This window comes from Mesorhizobium waitakense (genome assembly GCF_056431085.1).
On the sequence record NZ_JBWKME010000009.1, the window covers coordinates 1 to 18,469 of the forward strand.

An 18,469-nucleotide genomic window follows, 5' to 3' on the forward strand; every position below is an offset into this window, starting at 1 on the left:
CTTGAATCACGATCAAGCCCGAAGTGGAATCCTGAATATCAACAACCCCTAGGCAAAATACTCCTGCAGCGGCCTCACCTCCAGGCTCCCCGCCTTCAGCGCTGCGATCGCCTCGGCCACAGCTGCCGCACCCGACAGCGTCGTGTAGTACGGCACTTTCTGCATCAGCGTCGCCCTGCGCAGCGACTTCGAGTCCGACACCGCCTTCTGGCCATCAGTCGTGTTGAAGACGATCTGGACCTGGCGGTTGCGGATGGCGTCTTCGATGTGGGGGCGGCCTTCCAGGACCTTGTTGATCTTCTCGGCGACGACGCCGTTTTCGGCGAGGAAGCGGGCCGTGCCCGATGTTGCCATCACCTTGAAGCCGAGGCCGGCGAGGCGCTTGACCGCCGGCAATATGCCTTTCTTGTCCTCGTCGCGCACCGAGACGAACAGGGTGCCGGAGCGCGGCAAGTCGACGCCGGCGCCCAGCTGGCTCTTGGCGAAGGCCAGCGCAAAATCGCGATCGAGGCCCATGACCTCGCCGGTCGAGCGCATTTCCGGCCCGAGCAATATGTCGACGCCGGGGAAGCGGGCGAAGGGGAACACCGCTTCCTTGACCGCGATGTGGCCGGGGTTCCTGGGGTCGGGCATGGCGCCGTAATGGGCGAAGGCGTCCTCAAGCGTCTCGCCGGCCATGATGCGGGCGGCGATCTTGGCAATCGGCCGCCCGATGGTCTTGGCGACGAAGGGCACGGTGCGTGACGCGCGCGGGTTAACCTCCAGCACATAGACCGTGCCGTCCTTGATCGCATACTGCACGTTCATCAGGCCGCCGACATTGAGCGCGCGGGCAAGTGCGGCCGTCTGGCGCTCCAGCTCATCCACCAGCTCCGAAGGCAGTGAGTGCGCCGGCAGCGAGCAGGCACTGTCGCCCGAATGGATGCCGGCCTCCTCGATGTGCTCCAATATGCCGGATACGAAGGTCGCCTTGCCGTCGCAGAGGCAATCGACATCGACCTCGATGGCGCCACTGAGATAGGTGTCGAACAGCAGCGGGTTCTTGCCCAGCAGGGTGTTGATCTGGCCGGTCTTGTCGTTGGGGTATTTCTGCTTGATGTCCTCCGGCACCAGGCCGGGCACGGTGTCGAGCAGGTAGGATTGCAGCATGCCCTCGTCATGGATGATCTGCATGGCGCGGCCGCCGAGCACATAGGACGGGCGCACCACCAGCGGGAAGCCGAGCTCGCCGGCGACGAGGCGGGCTTGCTCGACCGAATAGGCGATGCCGTTCTTCGGCTGGCTGAGGTTCAGTTTGTGCAGCAGCTTCTGGAAGCGGTCGCGGTCCTCGGCCAGATCGATCATGTCGGGCGAGGTGCCGAGGATCGGGATGCCGGCCTTTTCCAGCGCGTCGGCGAGCTTCAGCGGCGTCTGGCCGCCGAACTGGACGATGACGCCGACCAGTTCGCCCGAGGCCTGTTCGGCGCGCAGGATCTCCAGCACGTCCTCGGCCGTCAGCGGCTCGAAATAGAGCCGGTCCGAGGTGTCGTAGTCCGTCGACACGGTCTCCGGGTTGCAGTTGATCATGATCGCCTCGAAGCCGGCGTCGCGCAACGCAAAGGCGGCATGGCAGCAGCAATAGTCGAACTCGATGCCCTGGCCGATGCGGTTGGGCCCGCCGCCGAGGATGACGACCTTCTTGCGCGACGACACTTGCGCCTCGTTGGCGAGCGCGCCGGCGAACGGCACTTCATAGGTCGAGTACATGTAGGCGGTGGGCGAGGCGAACTCGGCCGCACAGGTGTCGATGCGCTTGTAGACGGGATGAACGTCGAGCTTTTCGCGGACCTTCGCGATCACTTCGATGTCGGTCCTGGTCAGCGATGCCAGCCGTGCGTCGGAAAACCCCATCGCCTTCAGCATGCGCAGATTGACGGCGTCCCCGGGGATGCCGTGCTCGCGGATGCGGGCTTCCATGGCGACGATGCCGGCGATCTGCTCGAGGAACCACGGGTCGATCTTGCACATGGCGTGCACGTCTTCCAGCGAGGTGCCCATGCGGATCGCCTGCGCCACCATGCGCAGCCGGTCGGGCGTCGGCGTGCCCAAGGCGGCGCGAATGGCGTTACGGTCGTCGGCATGGTTGGCGATCGCGGTCCCGTGGCCGAGGCCGGGAATCTCGATCTCGTCGAGGCCGGTGAGGCCGGTTTCGAGACCACGCAGCGCCTTCTGCAGCGATTCCTGGAAGGTGCGGCCGATGGCCATCACTTCGCCGACCGACTTCATGGCGGTGGTCAGCACCGGCTCGGCGCCGGGGAATTTCTCGAAGGCAAAGCGCGGGATTTTTGTCACGACGTAATCGATCGACGGCTCGAACGAGGCCGGCGTGGCGCCGCCGGTGATGTCGTTCTCCAACTCGTCCAGCGTGTAACCAACGGCGAGCTTCGCCGCGATCTTGGCGATCGGGAAACCGGTCGCCTTGGAAGCCAAGGCGGACGAGCGCGAGACGCGCGGGTTCATCTCGATGACGACCAGGCGGCCATCGGCCGGGTTGACGGCGAACTGCACGTTGGAGCCGCCGGTCTCGACGCCGATCTCGCGCAGCACCGCGATCGAGGCGTTGCGCATCATCTGGTATTCTTTGTCGGTCAGCGTCAGGGCAGGGGCGACGGTGATGCTGTCGCCGGTGTGCACGCCCATCGGGTCGATGTTCTCGATCGAGCAGACGATGATGCAATTGTCCGCCTTGTCGCGGACGACCTCCATCTCGTACTCCTTCCAGCCGAGCACGCTCTCCTCGATCAGCACTTCGGTGGTCGGCGAGGCGTCGAGGCCGGACTGGACGATCTCGTAGAATTCGGCGCGGTTGTAGGCGATGCCGCCGCCGGTGCCGCCCATGGTGAAGGACGGGCGGATGATGGCCGGCAGGCCGACATGGTCGAGCGCTTGGGCTGCGATCGCCATGCCATGGCTGATGTAGCGCTGCTTGCGGTCGCCTTCGCCTAGGTTCCAGCGGGTTTCCAACGCGTCGAGCGCGGCGTCGAGATCGGCCGGGGCCTCGGCCTTGACGGCGGCGCGCTCGGCCTCGTGCGTCTTGCGGTCAGTGTTCTTGACGTCGGTGGCGTTGGCCAGCATCGACTTCGGCGTTTCGAGCCCGATCTTCTTCATCGCCTCGCGAAACAGCGCGCGGTCCTCGGCCTTGTCGATGGCCGTGGCGTCGGCGCCGATCATCTCGACATTGTAGCGGTCGAGCACGCCCATGCGGCGCAGCGACAAAGCGGTGTTGAGCGCGGTCTGGCCGCCCATGGTCGGCAGCAGCGCGTCGGGCCGCTCCTTGGCGATGATCTTGGCGACGACTTCCGGCGTGATCGGCTCGATATAGGTGGCGTCGGCCAGTTCCGGGTCGGTCATGATGGTGGCCGGGTTGGAATTGACCAGGATGACGCGAAAGCCCTCTTCCTTCAGCGCCTTGCAGGCCTGGGTGCCGGAATAATCGAACTCGCAGGCCTGGCCGATGACGATGGGGCCGGCCCCGATGATCAGGATCGACTTGATGTCAGTGCGTCTTGGCATGGGCGATAAGTTCCGTTCGGCGGGCGGCTTGCACAAAAAACCGGGACGGGAAGACCCGGCCGGTTGTGCTCGCGATTCTGGTATCAGGCTAGGAGGGCCTTATAGGGAAGAGTTTTGCCCGATGTAACCCCGAAAATGAGGGGAGTAGGGGAGTAGGGGAGTAGGGGAGTAGGGGAGTAGGGGAGTAGGTAGAGTTTCGAGCGCGCTGCAAACATACTGCCTTACTGCCCTACTCCCTTATTCCCCTGGGAACCTAATTCCCCAGCGCCAGCTGGTCCGTGATCTCGAAGCGTTCGGAGACGCCGATGCGGATCATGTTTAGGCTGCCTTCACGGGTGAAGCGGAAGTCGTCGGGCGCGTCCGAGCCGGCCGGTTTGCCGGCGACGAAGGAGATGACGCGCGTGCCGCCGTCGGGCCAGGTGACGGTGACGTCGGCCTTGTCCGTGCCGGCGCGCACGACGCTGACCGCGCAGCGCGTCATCGGCTCGCCGACATAGCGGGCGCAGGGAATTTCTTTGGTGGCGTGGTCAGATGGCGGCTCCAGCCGCGCGACGGTTTGTGAGTCAGGCGGCGGGGCAATGGATGCCGCGGCCGGCGGCTCTTCGATCTCGCCGGTCGTCGGGTTTTCCTGCACCGCGAAGGCCAGGCCGTAGGCATCCCGCATGGCCGTTTGGCCGATTTCGACGGCTGATTTCTGCGTGCTTTCGGCGCCAGCCTCCGGACCCGCGCCACCCAGACGCGCCGCCAGGTCGGGCGGCGGTGCGATCGGCGGCTGTGGCTTGGCGGGGTCGCCGGTTTGTGGTTTGTCCGGCGCCGATGCCTGATCGGGCTGATTGCCAGTGGAGGCGACCATCGGTGCGTCGGCCGGTCTTGCCTGGCCTTCGACATAGGGTGCCGGATTGAGGGGGATGAGGTAGCGCGCCGGCGCCCATCCGCTCAGCTTGTCCTTGCCGGTGCTCTCGACCTTGCACCATTTGTTGCCGTTGATGTCGTTGCAGCCGAGATTGGTGACGCTGGCGCCTCCGGCCAGACGCGCTTCGACCTTGGCGACCGGCGACGCTGCGGTGCGGATATTGAGAAGGTCATCCGGCGCCAGGCCGGTGACGATGGAGATGACGAGATCCGGCGATTCTTCGGCCATGGCGGGGCTGACAGCGGCCCAGGCCGCCATCAGAAGCGGAGCGGCAATCAGCGCATGCAGGGTTGTTCGGAGCGTAACTGTGCGCCTCATCATTCGGCCGTGCGCTGATACTCAAAGACACCGTGCACGCTACGGATCGAGCCCGTCGCATGCCCGGCCGGTTTTATAAGCGACGGCGCGCCGCCATGTAAGCCTGAAAATTTGACCTTGGTGGCATGAACGCAAGGGCGTTCCAGCCTCGGCATAAACGCAAGCGCATTTAGCCGGGCGGCATAAACGCAGTTGCGTTTAGCCTGGCATGAACCCCGTCCTGAGCGCGTGGGCCCATTCCGGGCGTCCCGCCTGTTCGGCCTGTCTGGCCGCCGCCTCGTGGTCGTAGTCGACGGCGATGGCCTCGAAGCGGTCGAGCTTGCCGGCGCTGCCCAAGGTGACGATGCCGTAGCGCGCATGCGGCGAGCCCTGCTCCGAGACATGCGCCGGCGGCGTCGCATCGTCATAGGCGGGGCAGCCGATGCTGCCGGGATTGAAGACGACCGGACCATCGGGAATGCGGATCAGCTCGGCCCGATGGCTGTGGCCGCACAGCGCGATGCGGCAGGCCGGGTCAAGCGCCTTCAGCCGGCGCCGGATCGCCGCAATGGCGCGCGCACCAGCTGGCCATCGGTGATCGCATCGAGCAGATATTTCTCGTCATGGTCGGGACGGGCGTGGAAGGCGATGATGCCGGGCGCGATCTCCAGCGTCAGCGGCTGCGCGAACAGCGCCTCGCGTTGCGCCTGCGTCAGCCGCTCCTGCGCAAAGGCGTCGGAAGGCCACATCTCGTCACTGGCCGGATCGGCGGCGACGCGGCGGTCGTGGTTTCCGCGCACCGTCGGCAGGTTGAGCGCCTCCAGCCGCGCAAATGTCTCGCGCGGCCACAGCGGGCCGGAAACGCTGTCGCCGAGATTGACGGTCAGGTCGGCGCCGCCGCGCCGCCTCAGATCGTCAAGCACGGCGTCCAGCGCCAGCACATTGCCATGGATATCGGCGAGGACGGCGATGCGCATCTTGGGTGGCTCCGATGGGCAAGGGCGGACCTGGCTGGACTTGGGTTCCTCGCCCCCACGGAAGTGGGGGAGAGGTGGCTCGGCGAAGCTGAGACGGAGAGGGGGCTCTTGGCGCTCCCCAATCGTTCAAAGAGGTGATTTTCCTTCAAACGTGCCGCCCACGAAAAGGCCCCCTCTCCGACCGCTTCGCGGCCACCTCTCCCCCGCTTTGGCGGGGGCGAGGAACCTCAGGCGGAAACTTCAAGATCGTGGCCGCCGACCGCGGGCAGTGCGGGATCGTCTCCGGCGGCGGCGATGACGCTGTCGAGCAGGCCGGGGAAGCGGGCGTCGAGGTCGGCGCGGCGCAGCGTGATCATGCGGTTGGTGCCGACCACTTCGGCGCGGGTGACGCCGGCCTCGCGCAGTTTGGCGAGGTGGTAGCTGAGATTGGTCTTGGAGCCGAGGTCGAGGAACTGGCTGCAGTTCAGCGCCACGCCTTCCTTGCTGGCGAGATAGCGCACGATGGCGAGCCGCGTCGGGTCACCGAGCACGCCGAGCACGATCGGCAGGCTGATCTGGTCGGTATTGGGGTGTGGCAAGGTCATGGCTGGAACCTAAGCGCAGTTCGGGCCGATTTCAACGCATCCGTCCGGCCGTGACCAGGCACACTGTTTCTCCGTTTCATGATCCGCGTTGACCGACTGTGCTGACACAGGGCTGTCAGCAGGGTTCAGCTATTTTCCCCTGGCTTCATTGACATCATGCCCTGTTATGTCCAATTGTTCAATAACTTTTGAACTAAGGACATCGCCCCATGGACAAGCGCCTCTTCTGGCTTGCGCTCGGATCGTTCACGATCTCGACCGAAGGCTTCGTCATCTCCAGCCTTCTGCCGGACATCGCTGTGGACGCCGGCATCTCCATTCCGCTGGCCGGCACGCTGATCACCGCCTTCGCGCTCGCCTATGCGGTCGGCACGCCGATCCTGGCGACGCTGACCGGCGAATGGGACCGGCGCCGCGTCATCCTGTGGACGCTGGTGTTCTTCGTCATCGGCAACATTGCCGCCGCCTTGAGTTCCTCCTTCGAACTTCTGCTGATCGCGCGCGTCATCATGGCGCTGTCGTCGGGCCTGTTCGCGGCGACCGCGCAGGGCACCGCGGTGGCGCTGGTCGATGACCACCACCGGGCCCGCGCCATTGCCGTCGTCGTCGGCGGCACCACGGTGGCCGTCGCCGTCGGTGCGCCGCTCGGTGGGCTGGTTGCGACGATCGCCGGCTGGCGCGGTACGTTCTATGCCATCGCCGGCCTCGGCGCGCTCGCCGGCGCCATTTTGTGGTACCGGCTGCCGCGCGGCATCGTCGGCACCAAGCTGCCCCTGAAGCGCAGGCTGGCGGCGGCCCTGCGTCCCGGCGTCATGCCGATCCTGCTGACGACGCTTCTGGCGCTGACCGGCGCCTTCACCGTCTTTGCCTATGTCGCGCCGCTCGCCATCGAGGGCGGCGGGCTCAGCCAGATCGCGCTGCCCGGCATGCTGCTCGCCTTCGGTGTCGGCGCCGTCATCGGCAACATCGCCGGCGGCCAGGCCGCCGACCGGTTCGGCGCGACGCGCACCGTCGGCTGGTCGCTGACGCTGAGCGCGGCCATGCTGGTCATGCTGTCGGTCATCCCGACCTTCCTGCCGTCCCATATTGCCGGGCCGGCGCTGATGGCGATGATGGTGCCGTGGGGCATCGTCGGCTGGGCTTTCCCGCCGGCGCAGGCCAGCCGCATCATCAAGCTGGCGCCGGACGCCGCGCCAATCGTGCTGTCGCTCAACGGCTCAGCACTCTATCTCGGCGTGGCGCTGGGCGCCGTGGTCGGTGGCGCCGTGCTGCGCTATGGCGCGCCGGCCGATCTCGGGCTGGTCGCCGCGGCCTTCCCGATCATCGGGCTCGGCATCGTGCTGGCCGGTCGCTGGGCGGCGCGGCCGGTTGCAATGCCGGCTGAGTAGAGTCGGTCGCGTAACGCTTCAGGGAGTGGCCGGCGGCAGCTCGAAATCCAGCGCGGCGATGTCATCCAGCGCCGCGCGCAGTTTTGCCGCCTGATCCTTGCCGACCACGTCCTCGAAACGCTGCTGGGCGACGTGCCACAGCTTCATCGCGTCATCGAGTTTGACCAGACCCTGCGGCGTCAGCCGCACGCGCTTGATGCGGCGGTCGTCCGGATCGGCGAAAGTCTCGACATAGCCGTCGCGGATCAGCGGCTTCAGCGTGTGGCCAAGCGCCGACAGGTCCATGATCATGGACGCGGCAATGGCGCCCATCGCCGGCTCGTTGCCGATATGGATCTGGTAAAGCAGGCCCTGCTGCGTGGCCTTGAGGCCCGAAGGCGCAAGCACATCATCATAGTACTGGCCGAGCTTGCGTGCCGCGCGACGCAGCATGGCGTTGTTGCACAGCGTCAGGCCGGGCAGGGTTTGTTTCGACATGTTTTTCTCTCGGCTCTTTCTCTCGGCGACGGCTGCATCACGCCCGACCGCTTACCCTTAAATAATCTCAGTCCCGATCATTGACAAGATAGTGGCATATGCCTATTTTATGAGTAGTGGTATATGCCACTAAATAAAATCAGATGGCTTTGGCGGCAAGGCAAGGGCAGTTGCCCACAGTGCCGGCGGCAAAAGTCGAAGCGAAGCAATCAGTCGAAGAAGGAACAGGACAATGAGTGGACAGAGCAACAAGGGCACGGCGGTGGTCACCGGAGCTTCGGCGGGCATCGGTGCGGTCTATGCGGACAGGCTGGCAGGGCAGGGCTATGACCTGGTGCTGGTGGCGCGGCGTGTCGACCGGCTCGAGGAACTGGCGGAGAAGTTGCGCTATGCCTACGGCCGCAAGGTCAGCGTGATCAGCGCCGATCTCGCCGACGACAATGACGTCCGCCGTGTCGATCAGGCGATCGCCGCCGACGACAGCGTGACGGTGCTGGTCAACAATGCCGGCATTGGCGGCCAGCAGGTGGTGGCGACAGCCGATGCCGAAGCCGTCGAGCGCATGATCAAGGTCAATGTCATCGCCTTGACGCGGCTGACCCGCGCGGTGCTGCCAGGTCTGGTGGCGCGCAACCGTGGCGCCATCGTCAACATCGCCTCGGTGCTTGCCTTCGACACCTCGTTCGGCGGCATCTACAGCGGCACCAAGGCCTATGTCGTCAACTTCACCGAAGCCCTGCAGCGCGAAGTTGCGGGTACGCAGGTGAAAGCGCAGGTGGTGCTGCCAGGCGCGACCCGGACCGATTTCTGGGAGATCGCCGGCAGCGATATCGATAGCCTTCCGCAGGAGATCGTCATGACGGCGGATGATCTGGTCGATGCCGCACTTGTCGGCCTGGCCAAGGGCGAAACGGTTACCGTGCCGGGGCTCGCCGACGCCACCAAGCTGGACACTTTCCTCGGCGCGCGCCAAGCCTTCTACGGCAGCCTGCATGCCAACAAGCCGGCGGCACGCTACGCGGCTTGATCCCTGCGTGGCGGTTGGCGTTCAGGCCGACCGCCACATCGGAATGATCGAGGCGGCAAGCACCAGCGCCAGCACGATGTTGAGCGTGCGCCATTGCCATTCTGTCTTGAGCCGCCGGGCAAGCAGCATCCCGGCCACGCACCACAGCGACAGCGAGGCAGCCGCTGCCAGGCCGAAGGTGGCGCCGAGCAGCAGCGCAAGCTGCAGCGGGCCGCTGGCCAAAGCCGCGAACGAGGCTGCCGCGCCGAGCCCCATCGCCCAACCCTTGGGGTTCATCCATTGAATGCCGGCGCCGCCGAGAAAGCTGTTCGGACTGGCCATGGTGACGTACAGGTTGGGCGGTCCGGTGCGACCGATCTTGATCGCCAGCCAGACGAGATAGAGCGAGCCGACGACCTTCATGGCCAGTTGCAGCGAGGGCACCGCAAGCAGCAGGCCGGCGAGCCCGGCAGCGGCCGCTCCCGTCACCGTTGCGAGGCCGGCGGCGCTGCCGACCAGCAAAGGGACCGAACCGCGAAAGCCGAATTGCGCGCCGGACGCCGTCGACAAGGTCGTGGCGATGCCGGGCGTGGTAGTGGCAACGATCGCAAACAGGACGAGGGGGATGATCGGCTCGAGCATGCGGCTTCCTTTAAAGCGTGTCGACACGCTCCAAGCTTTTGTTTCTGCATTTCGTTCTCCCAAAACCGCTTTGCACTTTTGGGCGACATGCATTGTCGGACACCGCCATCCTAGTTGCGCATGAACTTCAGTAAATGCAATGTTTGCTATGCCTGGCATTAGCAGACATAATGCAGCCATGATCCGAAATCTCGACATGGCGCTGATCCGCACCTTCATCACCGTCGCCGACAAGGCCAGCATGACGGCGGCTGCCAATGCGCTGCACCTGACGCAAGGCGCCGTCAGCCAGCAGGTCAAGCGGCTGGAGGAGGCGCTCGGCGCCATCCTGTTCGAGCGCGATCGGCGCGGCCTCAGGCTGACGCGCGCCGGTGAGCGGCTGTTCGGCAAGGGCAAGCGGCTGCTGGCCTTGAATGACGAGATCTGGACCGACATGGCGGGCACCCCGGTGGCCGGCCAGGTGCGGCTCGGCGTGCCCTACGATCTCGTCGGCACCTTGCTGGCGCCGGTCCTGAAGCGCTATGCCGAGACCTATCCGCAGGTCGAGATATCGCTGGTCTGCGCCTCGTCACCGGAGCTCGCCGCTGCCCTTGCGGCCGGCACCATCGACCTTGCTGTGATCGAGGAACGGGTCGGCCCGTCGGCCGGCGAGTGCCTGGCCATCGACCGGCTGGTCTGGGTCGGCGCCAAGGGCGGCGTTGCCCGCGCCAAGCGGCCGCTGCCGGTTTCGATCGTTGCCGACACTTGCGCCTTCCGGCCGGCGGTGCTGTCGGGGCTCAGTGAGCACGGGCTGGAATGGCGCACCGTGTTCGAGAACGGCAACATCGACGCGACGACGGCGACAGTGCGTTCCGATCTCGCGGTCACCGCATGGCTGGCCTCCACCGTGCCGGCCGATCTCGACATATTGCCGTTCGATTCAGGCCTGCCGCCGCTGCCGAATTTTGCCATCAACCTGCATCTGCCGAGGCACGGTGTCGGGCCGGCAGCTCGGGAGTTCGCGCGGCATATCCGCGAAGGGCTGGCCAGACGGGTGCAGGCGGCTTGACCAGGCAGGACTAGGGTTCCTCGCCCCCGCTCTGGCGGGGGCGAGGAACCCACGTCTCGCTACTTCCAGTTCTTACGCCGCTCGATCTCTGCCTCGGACGGCTTCTCCGGCGCGAACGATCCGGTCTTGATCTCGCCGCCACGCTCATAGGTCGCCATGATGACGCCGGTGCTTGAGGCCTGCGAGCGGGTCAGCTTCAAGGCGGAAGGCATGGTGCCGTTGCCGAACAGCCGCTTGCCCTTGCCCAGCACCAGCGGGAAGATCAGCAGGCTGATCTCGTCGATCAGGTCATTGGCGAGCAGGGTCTGGACTAGGTCGCTCGAACCCTGGATGAGCAGGTCCGGGCCGTCTTGCTGCTTCAGCTTGCGCAGCGTTGCCACGACGTCGTCGCCCAGCGACTGGCTGTTGTCCCAGGTCAGCGTGTCGTGCCGGTGCGTCGCCACATATTTGGTGACGGCGTTGAAGCTTTCGGCGATCGGATCGTTGTCCTGGTACGGCCAGTGGGCGGCGAAGATGTCGTAAGTCTTGCGGCCGAGCAGCAGGTCGAAGGGCTTGGTGAAGGTCTCGCCCATGAAGGCGCCCATGGCATCGTCCCAGTAATGGAACGTCCAGCCGCCGAACTTGAAGCCGCCGACCGGATCCTCTTCCGGACCGCCGGGTGCCTGCATGACGCCATCGAGGCTGACGAATGTCGCGGCGATGATCTTTCTCATTCTGCTACTCCCGTTTTTCAATCCACACCGTCGTGGCCGGACTTCAACCCAAGGACGGGCGACCGGTCACCGTCCGACACCTCATGTGAAAATTGGCCTTGTGAATTTCTGGCGACCCGCAAAAGGCGCGTCAATTGCGCGGCCTGCCATCGAGGCTGCGCGAGGAGAACCAGACCTCGCCGAAGATCGCGGTGGCGGTGCGGTCCGGCACCTTGTCCGATGTCAGCCAGATCGAGCGGCTGCGTGCGGCCTGGTCGCGCGTCGGGATCTTCGCCGCAGGGTCCGCAACCGAGGCGCCGACACATGGAATGAACCACGAGCGCATGAATGGATCGCAGGCAAAGCCCTTTTCGGTGCGGGTCACTATCACCGCCAACGGGACGCGCTCGGCCGGGCGCCAGGGAAAGATCATGCGGCCGCCTGGCCGCAGCGCCTTCAGCCATCCCGCCGGCGGCGCGGCGACGCCGGCATTGACATAGATGATGTCGGATGGCGGCAAGGGTGTCGTCACGGCATCGCCATGGACGACGGTCACATTGCCATAGGTTTCGAGATTTTGTCGTGCGAGCTCGGCCAGGTTGTTGTCGAGTTCGAAGGCAGTGACGGTGCCGCCGGGCGAAACCAGTTTGGCCAGCGCCGCGGTGTAATAACCGGTGCCGGCGCCGATGTGGCAAACGGCTTCGCCGGGTTTCGGCGCAAGCTTGCCGATCCACATGGCGTGCAGGAACGGCTCGCCATTGTTGATGCCCTTGTCGTTGTCGAGCGCCACCAGAACGTTCTGGTAGATGTGAGCCGGATCGGCGCTCGGCGTCGTGATCTTGCCGTTGCCGGCGATGATCGTCCACGGCCCAGGACCGAGGAAGGCTTCGCGCGGCACCTCGGCGAAGACCGCCTCCAGGCGCGGATCGGGCGAGCCGGCATTAGCGGCCATCAGCCTCGCGTAGAACTTCCTGACGTCTTCGATCCCGGTCATGACGCGGGAGAAGATAGCGCGGATTGCCGATTTGTCGCCGGACTATCTCTCAGCAGAGCAGCCGATTTCGGGTCTCAGCCGACCCCGAACATAGTGTCGTAGAGCAGCTTGAAGTTGAGCACCAGGATGATCGCGGCGACCACCCAGGCCAGTGCGGCGACGCCGCGCGGAATGGCGAGGTTGCCCATCTTCTTCCTGTCGGAGACGAACTGCACCAGCGGGACAACCGCGAAGGGCAGCTGCATCGACAGGATCACCTGGCTGAACACCAGCAACTGGCCGGTGCCTTTTTCGCCATAGAGCGCGGTGACGATCACCACCGGGATGATGGCGAGCCCGCGCGTCAGCAGGCGGCGTGCCCAGTTGGGGATGCGCAGGCGCAGGAAACCTTCCATGACGATCTGGCCGGCCAGCGTCGCCGTCACCGTCGAGTTCAGGCCGGAAGCCAGCAGCGCGACGGCGAACAGGATCGAGGCGATGCCGAGGCCCAGCAGCGGCGACAGCAGCTCGAAGGCCTGGCCGATCTCGGCGACATCCTGGTGGCCGGTGTCGTGGAAGGCGACCGCCGACACGATCAGGATCGAGGCATTGACGAACAAGGCAAGCATCAAGGCGATGGTCGAGTCCGTCGTTGCCCATTTGATGGCGTCGCGCTTGCCCTTGTCGGTGCGCTCATAGGCGCGGGTCTGCACGATCGAGGAGTGCAGATAGAGATTGTGCGGCATGACGGTGGCGCCGATGATGCCGATGGCGATGTAGAGCATTGCCGGATTGGTGACGATCTCGGACGACGGAATGAACATTGCATGCAGGATCGAGCCGGCCGGCGGGGCGGCGACAAAGATCTGGATGGCGAAGCAGCTGAAGATGATGATCAGGAGCGCGATGACGAAGGCTTCGAGATAGCGAAAACCCTTGTTCATCAACAGAAGCACGAGGAAGGCATCGAGTGCTGTCAGTATGGCGCCGCCGATCAGCGGGATGCCGAACAGAAGTTGCAGCGCGATCGCCGTGCCGATGACTTCGGCCAGGTCGCAAGCGATGATGGCCAGTTCGCAGGCGATCCACAGCATGAAGTTGACCGGTCGTGGATAGTAGGCGCGGCAGGCCTGAGCGAGGTCGCGCCCGGTGGCGATGCCGAGGCGGGCAGCCAGTGCCTGCAGCAGGATCGCCATCAGGTTGGAGAGCATAATGATGAACAGCAGCGTGTAGCCGAACTGCGCGCCACCGGCGAGGTCGGTCGCCCAGTTGCCCGGATCCATATAGCCGACCGAGACCATGTAGCCGGGGCCCATGAAGGCGAACAGCCGGCGGAACCAAACGCCCGAACTCGGAACCGCGATGGAAGAATTGACCTCGCGCAGGCTGGGCTGGTCGTCCTCCTCGGGTCTGGCGAACCGCCAAGTGGATTGGGAGGCTGTGGCTTCGACTTCAGACATGAGGGGCTTTCCGCGAGACGTGTCGATGTTATCCTAAGCTATGCCATGGCTCAACATTATGCAATATGCTATATTTCATTGTCGGTGCTTTTTGTTCGGGCCGTGACCTGGCGCGGGAACGGTCGCCGACAACGCAGGTTGCGCCTGTGGCGGAATGCAAATAAACGGCCTGAAGAATCAGAGCCCGTGCTATGAATGCATGGACGGCTAAACTCCCAGGAGGGGCGCGCATTGGCGCTGAAGAACAGACCGGTCCCGCGCGAAAAGCCGCTGCCTGACGCCGACGTCCATTCGGAGGGGTTCAGGCACACGCGCGAAGCGCGCCGCAGCGCGTTGGTCGAGGATTATGTCGAGCTGATCGCCGACCTGATCGAAGACGGCAACGAGGCGCGCCAGGTCGATATCGCCGCACGGCTCGGCGTCGCCCAGCCGACGGTGGCCAAGATGCTGACCAGGCTGTGCGCCGACGGCCTCGTGTCCAGAAAACCCTATCGCGGCGTGTTCTTGACCGATGCCGGCCGCAAGGTCGCGGTGGAGAGCCGCATCCGCCACCAGACGGTGGAAGCCTTCCTGCGCTCGCTCGGCGTCAGCGCCGAGACCGCGCGCATCGATGCCGAGGGCATCGAGCACCATGTCAGCGCCGAGACGCTCGAAGCGTTTCGTAAGGCGATGACGGCGGCGCGCTGAGCTGCGTCAGCGCCGCGTTTCCCGAACGACGAAGCCGCGCGGGAACCACCTGATGTTACGCACGTTGCTCCTTACACCGCGCGATTGACGTGCGCGCCAAGGGAGGAAGCGATGGGCGTTGAACAGGCACCGACCGCAAAGGGCAAGCAGGCGGCCAAGGGACTGAAGCAGGCGGCGGCGAAGGACGAGCGCAAGACCGAGGCCGAGACCGGTCACCCGCTGAAGAAGGGCGCCGCGCGTTTCGAGGAGCGCTCTAAAAGTTCCGATGGCAAGAGCGCCGGCGCCAAGCAGAGGGATTAGGCGCCTGTCGGGCAGACATCTGCAATTGTCGGCGAAAGCCGTTTGCTGAGATGTAGCAACCGCACCCTTCGTTGTGGCAGCACCGCTTGTCCCTAGGCTATGGCCCGGGCGTTCGAGCCCTTTGAACGGACCACTGGGCCTATCAATTTGCCTGCGGCAAAACCGGTCTCTCACTCCCTGACATCTTGCACCCAGCTTCTGGGGTGGCCGTCGACGCGGAACTGGAAGATGAAATAGGGCGGGATGCAGGTGCCTTCACCAGGCTTGGCCTGAGGCAGGTCATCATAGCCGGCGGTGCAGATATAGTCCTCGCGGCAGGGATGCGCCTTGTCGCACGCACGCAGGCCGGCGGTCTTGGTGAACTCCTTGGTGCAGAATTTGTGATCCTTGCCCGACGCAATGCAGTCGTTGAAACCGGTTTTGGCCAACCGGCCGCACGTCGCCTCGTCGGGAAGCTTGTCACAGCTTGCCTTGCGCAGCATGCCGCCGGGAAAGCCGCCGGTCTTCTGCTGCGGATTGTCGTAGCGCTGGCGTGCGGCGCCATAGCCGGCGAGCTTGACCAGCGGCTTCTTGTCCCGCGCCGGATCGATGGCGCATGCCTTGGCGGTGGCCGGTGACAGCCGGCAATACTGGTCGTTGCCCCATGTCGACATTTTTATCTCGCCGAACTCGACGGGGTCACCGACCGCTGTGCCGGCCTCGCTGACGCAGGTGCCGAAGCCCGGATGGATGGCGCTCTCGTGAACGCCGGCGCAGCGCAGGCCTTCGCCGCAGCTCCAGTCCTTGAAGCTTAAATCCTCGCCGAGATAGCAGATCGAGCCCCAGCCATTGTAGAGGTCGGTGCCCTTCAGCGCCTCGGCAAATTTCTGGTCCGGACGGGCGGCGAAGCCACGCGTGAAATCCGGATGGCCGCCGGCAGCGAACTGCTCGACGATGGCCCGGCGGCGCGGCAGGTCGGCAAAGAACACGGCGGAGCCCGGCACGAAGACGGCGTTCCGGCGCGGCTCGCTGGCCGGGTCGGCGCCGGTGTAGTGGAAGCCGGCTATGCCATGCGTCTGGTGGCACCCGGTGCAGGTCATCTCGTTGAGCCGCAATTCGAAGCCGGCCACCGACTTGACGGAGGAGAGCGTGTTGCCCCCGGCAACGTAGTCCTTCAGCGCCTTGTCAATATCGGCGTCGTCGACCAGCCCATAGGCGATGTTGTTCTGTGACCGGCTCAGGCCGCCGGGTGCTACGGAGACGGCGCTCTTGGCCAGGAACTTTTCGTCGATGACCAGCCGGCCATGATCGAGGTCGTAGATGTTGCGGTCGGTGAGCAGCCATTTGGCGAAGGAGGGCTTGTCGGCCAGCACGATGGCCCGGTCGATCTGGTTCTCCATTTTCGATTCGTAGAAGCTCGAGGTGGCCGGATTCCATTTGAAGATCTTCAGCAGATATTCGGCGTGGCCGCCGAAATCGCGGCGCGTCGAGGCCGATAGCCTGAGCACCTGCATGTTGAGTTCAAGCCGCATGATCTGCGACGAATTCAGCATGGAGCCGGAGAGCGGCCCTTCGTCGGAGCGCAGCCAGGCCGCGAGCTGGTCGGGCGGCAGATCCTTCTGCCCGGCGGCAAGCCAGCGCTTGGCGATTTCGGCGCAGGAAACGTCGGTAGCGCTCGGCAAATCCCTTGAAGCGCGGGCCTGGGCCCGCGTGGGCTTGGCGTTGAACACCAGGCTCATGGTCAGCGGCAGGCGCGAAGAAATGCGCTGGCCCGCCTTTCCCTTTACCGGCTTTTCCGCGACCGAATAGTGGAAGCGGTAGATCAGCCGGATCTCGCCGCATTCGGTGTGGCCAAGATAGCCCCGGTCCATGCGGTTGACGACGCCGGTCAGGTCGAGCGTCGACCCGTCGTCGTCGATGTATTTCGGATTGAATTTCTGGCTGGTGTCGTTCGACTTGGCCATGGCCGCGACATAGGGGTCAGGACTGGTCTTCGGTTCGTCGGCGATCTCAAGCTTGACGGTGTCGCGGACGGTGGCCAGCGCCGGCACCGAAAACAGGCCGCGATTGTCGACCTCGCGGGTGAGGCCGAGTGCCGGACCGAGCAGGCGGCTGATCGACAGGCCGCCACGCTCCAGTGCCTGCAAAGTGGCAGGATCGGTGACGGCGACACTGGAATCAAGCGTCACCGCGCCGGCACTTGCGAGACCAAGGCAGAGCAGGGCCGCGAGCAGCGACACGAATTCACCGATCGTCTTCAAACCGCGCGCACCCCTCCGTTTGCGGCGATGCTACAGGCCTTCCGTGGTCTCGGCCAGAGCGGCGGGGCCGCCATTCGGCAGGGATGCAGTCTCGAAAAATGCTGTGACTTGGTGCAACCATTGGGATAATTGTTTGTTGGGTTGAGCCGGCCATGCCGGAACAATGGGGAAGTTCGCAGCGCGAGGAGTTGCCATGCTCTGGAGAGGCCGTCGTCAGAGTGACAATATCGAGGACGACCGCAGCGACAGCGGCGGCGGGCTCGGCGGCGGCAGCCCCGGTCAGTTCCGCATCCCCATCGGTGGTCGCGCCGGGGGCGGCGGCAGCATCTTCCTCGTCATCCTGGTGGTGCTGGCCGGATGGTATTTCGGCTTTGATCCGTCGACGATCCTGGGTGGCGGCGACGGCGGCCTGCTGCCGGGCGGTGGCGGCCAGATCACCGACGACAGCGGCGGCCAGGACAGCGGCGCGGGTGCGCCCGCCAACGACGAGATGAAGCAGTTCGTCGCCACGGTGCTGGCCGAGACCGAAGACACCTGGACCGGCATCTTCAAATCGCAGGGCCTGACCTACGAAGACCCGAAGCTGGTGCTGTTCAGCGGCCAGGTACGCTCGGCCTGCGGCTTTGCCTCCGCAGCGGCCGGTCCCTTCTATTGCCCCGGCGACCACAAGGTCTATCTCGACATGACCTTCTTCCAGCAGCTCGACCAGCAATTCGGCGCCTCGGGGGAGTTCGCCCGGGCTTATGTGGTCGCGCATGAGGTCGGCCACCATGTGCAGAACCTGACCGGCATCATGGGCAAGTTCAACCAGATGCGGCAAGGCATGAGCGAAGCCGATGCCAACCAACTGTCGGTGCGTATAGAGCTTCAGGCCGACTGCTTTGCCGGCGTGTGGGCGCATTACACGGCGCAGAAAGGCATATTGGAGCAGGGCGACATAGAAAGCGCGCTGAACGCCGCCAAGCAGATCGGCGACGACACGCTGCAGAAGAAGACGCAAGGCTATGTCGTGCCGGAAAGCTTCAACCACGGCACCTCGCAGCAGCGGCAAACCTGGCTGGCGCGCGGCTACAAGAGCGGCAAGCTTTCGGATTGCAACACGCTGAGCGGCCCGATCTGAGGGACCGTTTTCCGAGACCGACCCGACGGCGAAGCCGCCGTCAGGGGATGTCAGGATGAAAATATCAAGCCTGTTCCCTTATTGTTCCGGGCGACAAGCTCGCCTATAAGGTG

General features: G+C 64.9%; 15 protein-coding genes and 1 pseudogene. 6 read left to right on the forward strand and 10 right to left on the reverse strand.

Going from position 1 to position 18,469, the window contains the following annotated elements; all coding sequences use genetic code 11:
- Positions 1 to 48 precede the first annotated feature (48 nt).
- From carB to AC07FD_RS00660, 4 genes and pseudogenes are all read right to left on the reverse strand, one after another.
- A complete protein-coding gene (gene carB / locus AC07FD_RS00645) occupies positions 49 to 3,552 on the reverse strand; it encodes a carbamoyl-phosphate synthase large subunit (RefSeq protein ID WP_478348227.1) in 3,504 nt (1,167 codons plus the stop codon).
- 253 nt (positions 3,553 to 3,805) lie between these two features.
- Entirely contained in the window at positions 3,806 to 4,783 is a 978-nt protein-coding gene (locus AC07FD_RS00650; protein ID WP_478348228.1) for an SH3 domain-containing protein, read from the reverse strand.
- A 198-nt stretch (positions 4,784 to 4,981) separates the two neighbouring features.
- Positions 4,982 to 5,739 (reverse strand): annotated as a pseudogene (locus tag AC07FD_RS00655) (metallophosphoesterase family protein).
- Between the two features lie 227 nt (positions 5,740 to 5,966).
- Positions 5,967 to 6,323: an ArsR/SmtB family transcription factor gene (locus AC07FD_RS00660; protein ID WP_457152519.1), complete on the reverse strand. Its 357-nt coding sequence runs from the start codon at positions 6,321 to 6,323 to the stop codon at positions 5,967 to 5,969.
- Between the two features lie 209 nt (positions 6,324 to 6,532).
- Here AC07FD_RS00660 and AC07FD_RS00665 point away from each other — a divergent pair, with 209 nt between their 5' ends.
- The gene (locus tag AC07FD_RS00665; RefSeq protein ID WP_478348229.1) at positions 6,533 to 7,711 is read left to right on the forward strand and encodes an MFS transporter; all 1,179 of its coding nucleotides are present in this window, start codon (positions 6,533 to 6,535) and stop codon (positions 7,709 to 7,711) included.
- 18 nt (positions 7,712 to 7,729) lie between these two features.
- Here the strand turns inward: AC07FD_RS00665 and AC07FD_RS00670 are convergent, their stop codons facing one another.
- Entirely contained in the window at positions 7,730 to 8,188 is a 459-nt protein-coding gene (locus AC07FD_RS00670; protein ID WP_478348230.1) for a MarR family winged helix-turn-helix transcriptional regulator, read from the reverse strand.
- A 232-nt stretch (positions 8,189 to 8,420) separates the two neighbouring features.
- Here AC07FD_RS00670 and AC07FD_RS00675 point away from each other — a divergent pair, with 232 nt between their 5' ends.
- A complete protein-coding gene (locus tag AC07FD_RS00675; protein WP_478348231.1) occupies positions 8,421 to 9,215 on the forward strand; it encodes an SDR family NAD(P)-dependent oxidoreductase in 795 nt (264 codons plus the stop codon).
- Positions 9,216 to 9,236: 21 nt separating this feature from the next.
- Here AC07FD_RS00675 and AC07FD_RS00680 read toward each other — a convergent pair whose 3' ends face one another.
- Positions 9,237 to 9,836, reverse strand: a complete 600-nt coding sequence (locus tag AC07FD_RS00680) for a LysE family translocator (RefSeq protein ID WP_478348232.1) — start codon at positions 9,834 to 9,836, stop codon at positions 9,237 to 9,239.
- Between the two features lie 178 nt (positions 9,837 to 10,014).
- Here AC07FD_RS00680 and AC07FD_RS00685 point away from each other — a divergent pair, with 178 nt between their 5' ends.
- Positions 10,015 to 10,884 carry a LysR family transcriptional regulator gene (locus AC07FD_RS00685; protein WP_478348233.1) on the forward strand — a complete coding sequence of 290 codons (870 nt, stop codon included), beginning with the start codon at positions 10,015 to 10,017 and terminating at the stop codon, positions 10,882 to 10,884.
- 59 nt (positions 10,885 to 10,943) lie between these two features.
- Here AC07FD_RS00685 and AC07FD_RS00690 read toward each other — a convergent pair whose 3' ends face one another.
- The 3 genes from AC07FD_RS00690 to AC07FD_RS00700 all read right to left on the reverse strand — a co-directional run bounded on the left by AC07FD_RS00690 (position 10,944) and on the right by AC07FD_RS00700 (position 14,009).
- A complete protein-coding gene (locus tag AC07FD_RS00690; RefSeq protein ID WP_478348234.1) occupies positions 10,944 to 11,597 on the reverse strand; it encodes a dihydrofolate reductase family protein in 654 nt (217 codons plus the stop codon).
- A gap of 130 nt (positions 11,598 to 11,727) precedes the next feature.
- Positions 11,728 to 12,570: a protein-L-isoaspartate O-methyltransferase family protein gene (locus AC07FD_RS00695; protein ID WP_478348235.1), complete on the reverse strand. Its 843-nt coding sequence runs from the start codon at positions 12,568 to 12,570 to the stop codon at positions 11,728 to 11,730.
- A gap of 74 nt (positions 12,571 to 12,644) precedes the next feature.
- Entirely contained in the window at positions 12,645 to 14,009 is a 1,365-nt protein-coding gene (locus tag AC07FD_RS00700; RefSeq protein WP_478348236.1) for an Nramp family divalent metal transporter, read from the reverse strand.
- A gap of 231 nt (positions 14,010 to 14,240) precedes the next feature.
- On the opposite strand from AC07FD_RS00700, the gene mntR reads away from it, so the two are divergent.
- Both mntR and AC07FD_RS00710 read left to right on the forward strand, forming a co-directional pair.
- Positions 14,241 to 14,696 carry a manganese-binding transcriptional regulator MntR gene (gene mntR / locus AC07FD_RS00705; protein WP_167392353.1) on the forward strand — a complete coding sequence of 152 codons (456 nt, stop codon included), beginning with the start codon at positions 14,241 to 14,243 and terminating at the stop codon, positions 14,694 to 14,696.
- A gap of 111 nt (positions 14,697 to 14,807) precedes the next feature.
- On the forward strand, positions 14,808 to 14,996 hold the full coding sequence (locus tag AC07FD_RS00710) for a hypothetical protein (RefSeq protein WP_095090960.1): 189 nt from the start codon (positions 14,808 to 14,810) through the stop codon (positions 14,994 to 14,996).
- A gap of 170 nt (positions 14,997 to 15,166) precedes the next feature.
- Here the strand turns inward: AC07FD_RS00710 and AC07FD_RS00715 are convergent, their stop codons facing one another.
- Positions 15,167 to 17,236 carry a hypothetical protein gene (locus tag AC07FD_RS00715; protein WP_478348237.1) on the reverse strand — a complete coding sequence of 690 codons (2,070 nt, stop codon included), beginning with the start codon at positions 17,234 to 17,236 and terminating at the stop codon, positions 15,167 to 15,169.
- A gap of 193 nt (positions 17,237 to 17,429) precedes the next feature.
- On the opposite strand from AC07FD_RS00715, the gene ypfJ reads away from it, so the two are divergent.
- Positions 17,430 to 18,356, forward strand: a complete 927-nt coding sequence (gene ypfJ, locus AC07FD_RS00720; protein ID WP_477398749.1) for a KPN_02809 family neutral zinc metallopeptidase — start codon at positions 17,430 to 17,432, stop codon at positions 18,354 to 18,356.
- The last annotated feature ends 113 nt before the right edge of the window (positions 18,357 to 18,469 follow it).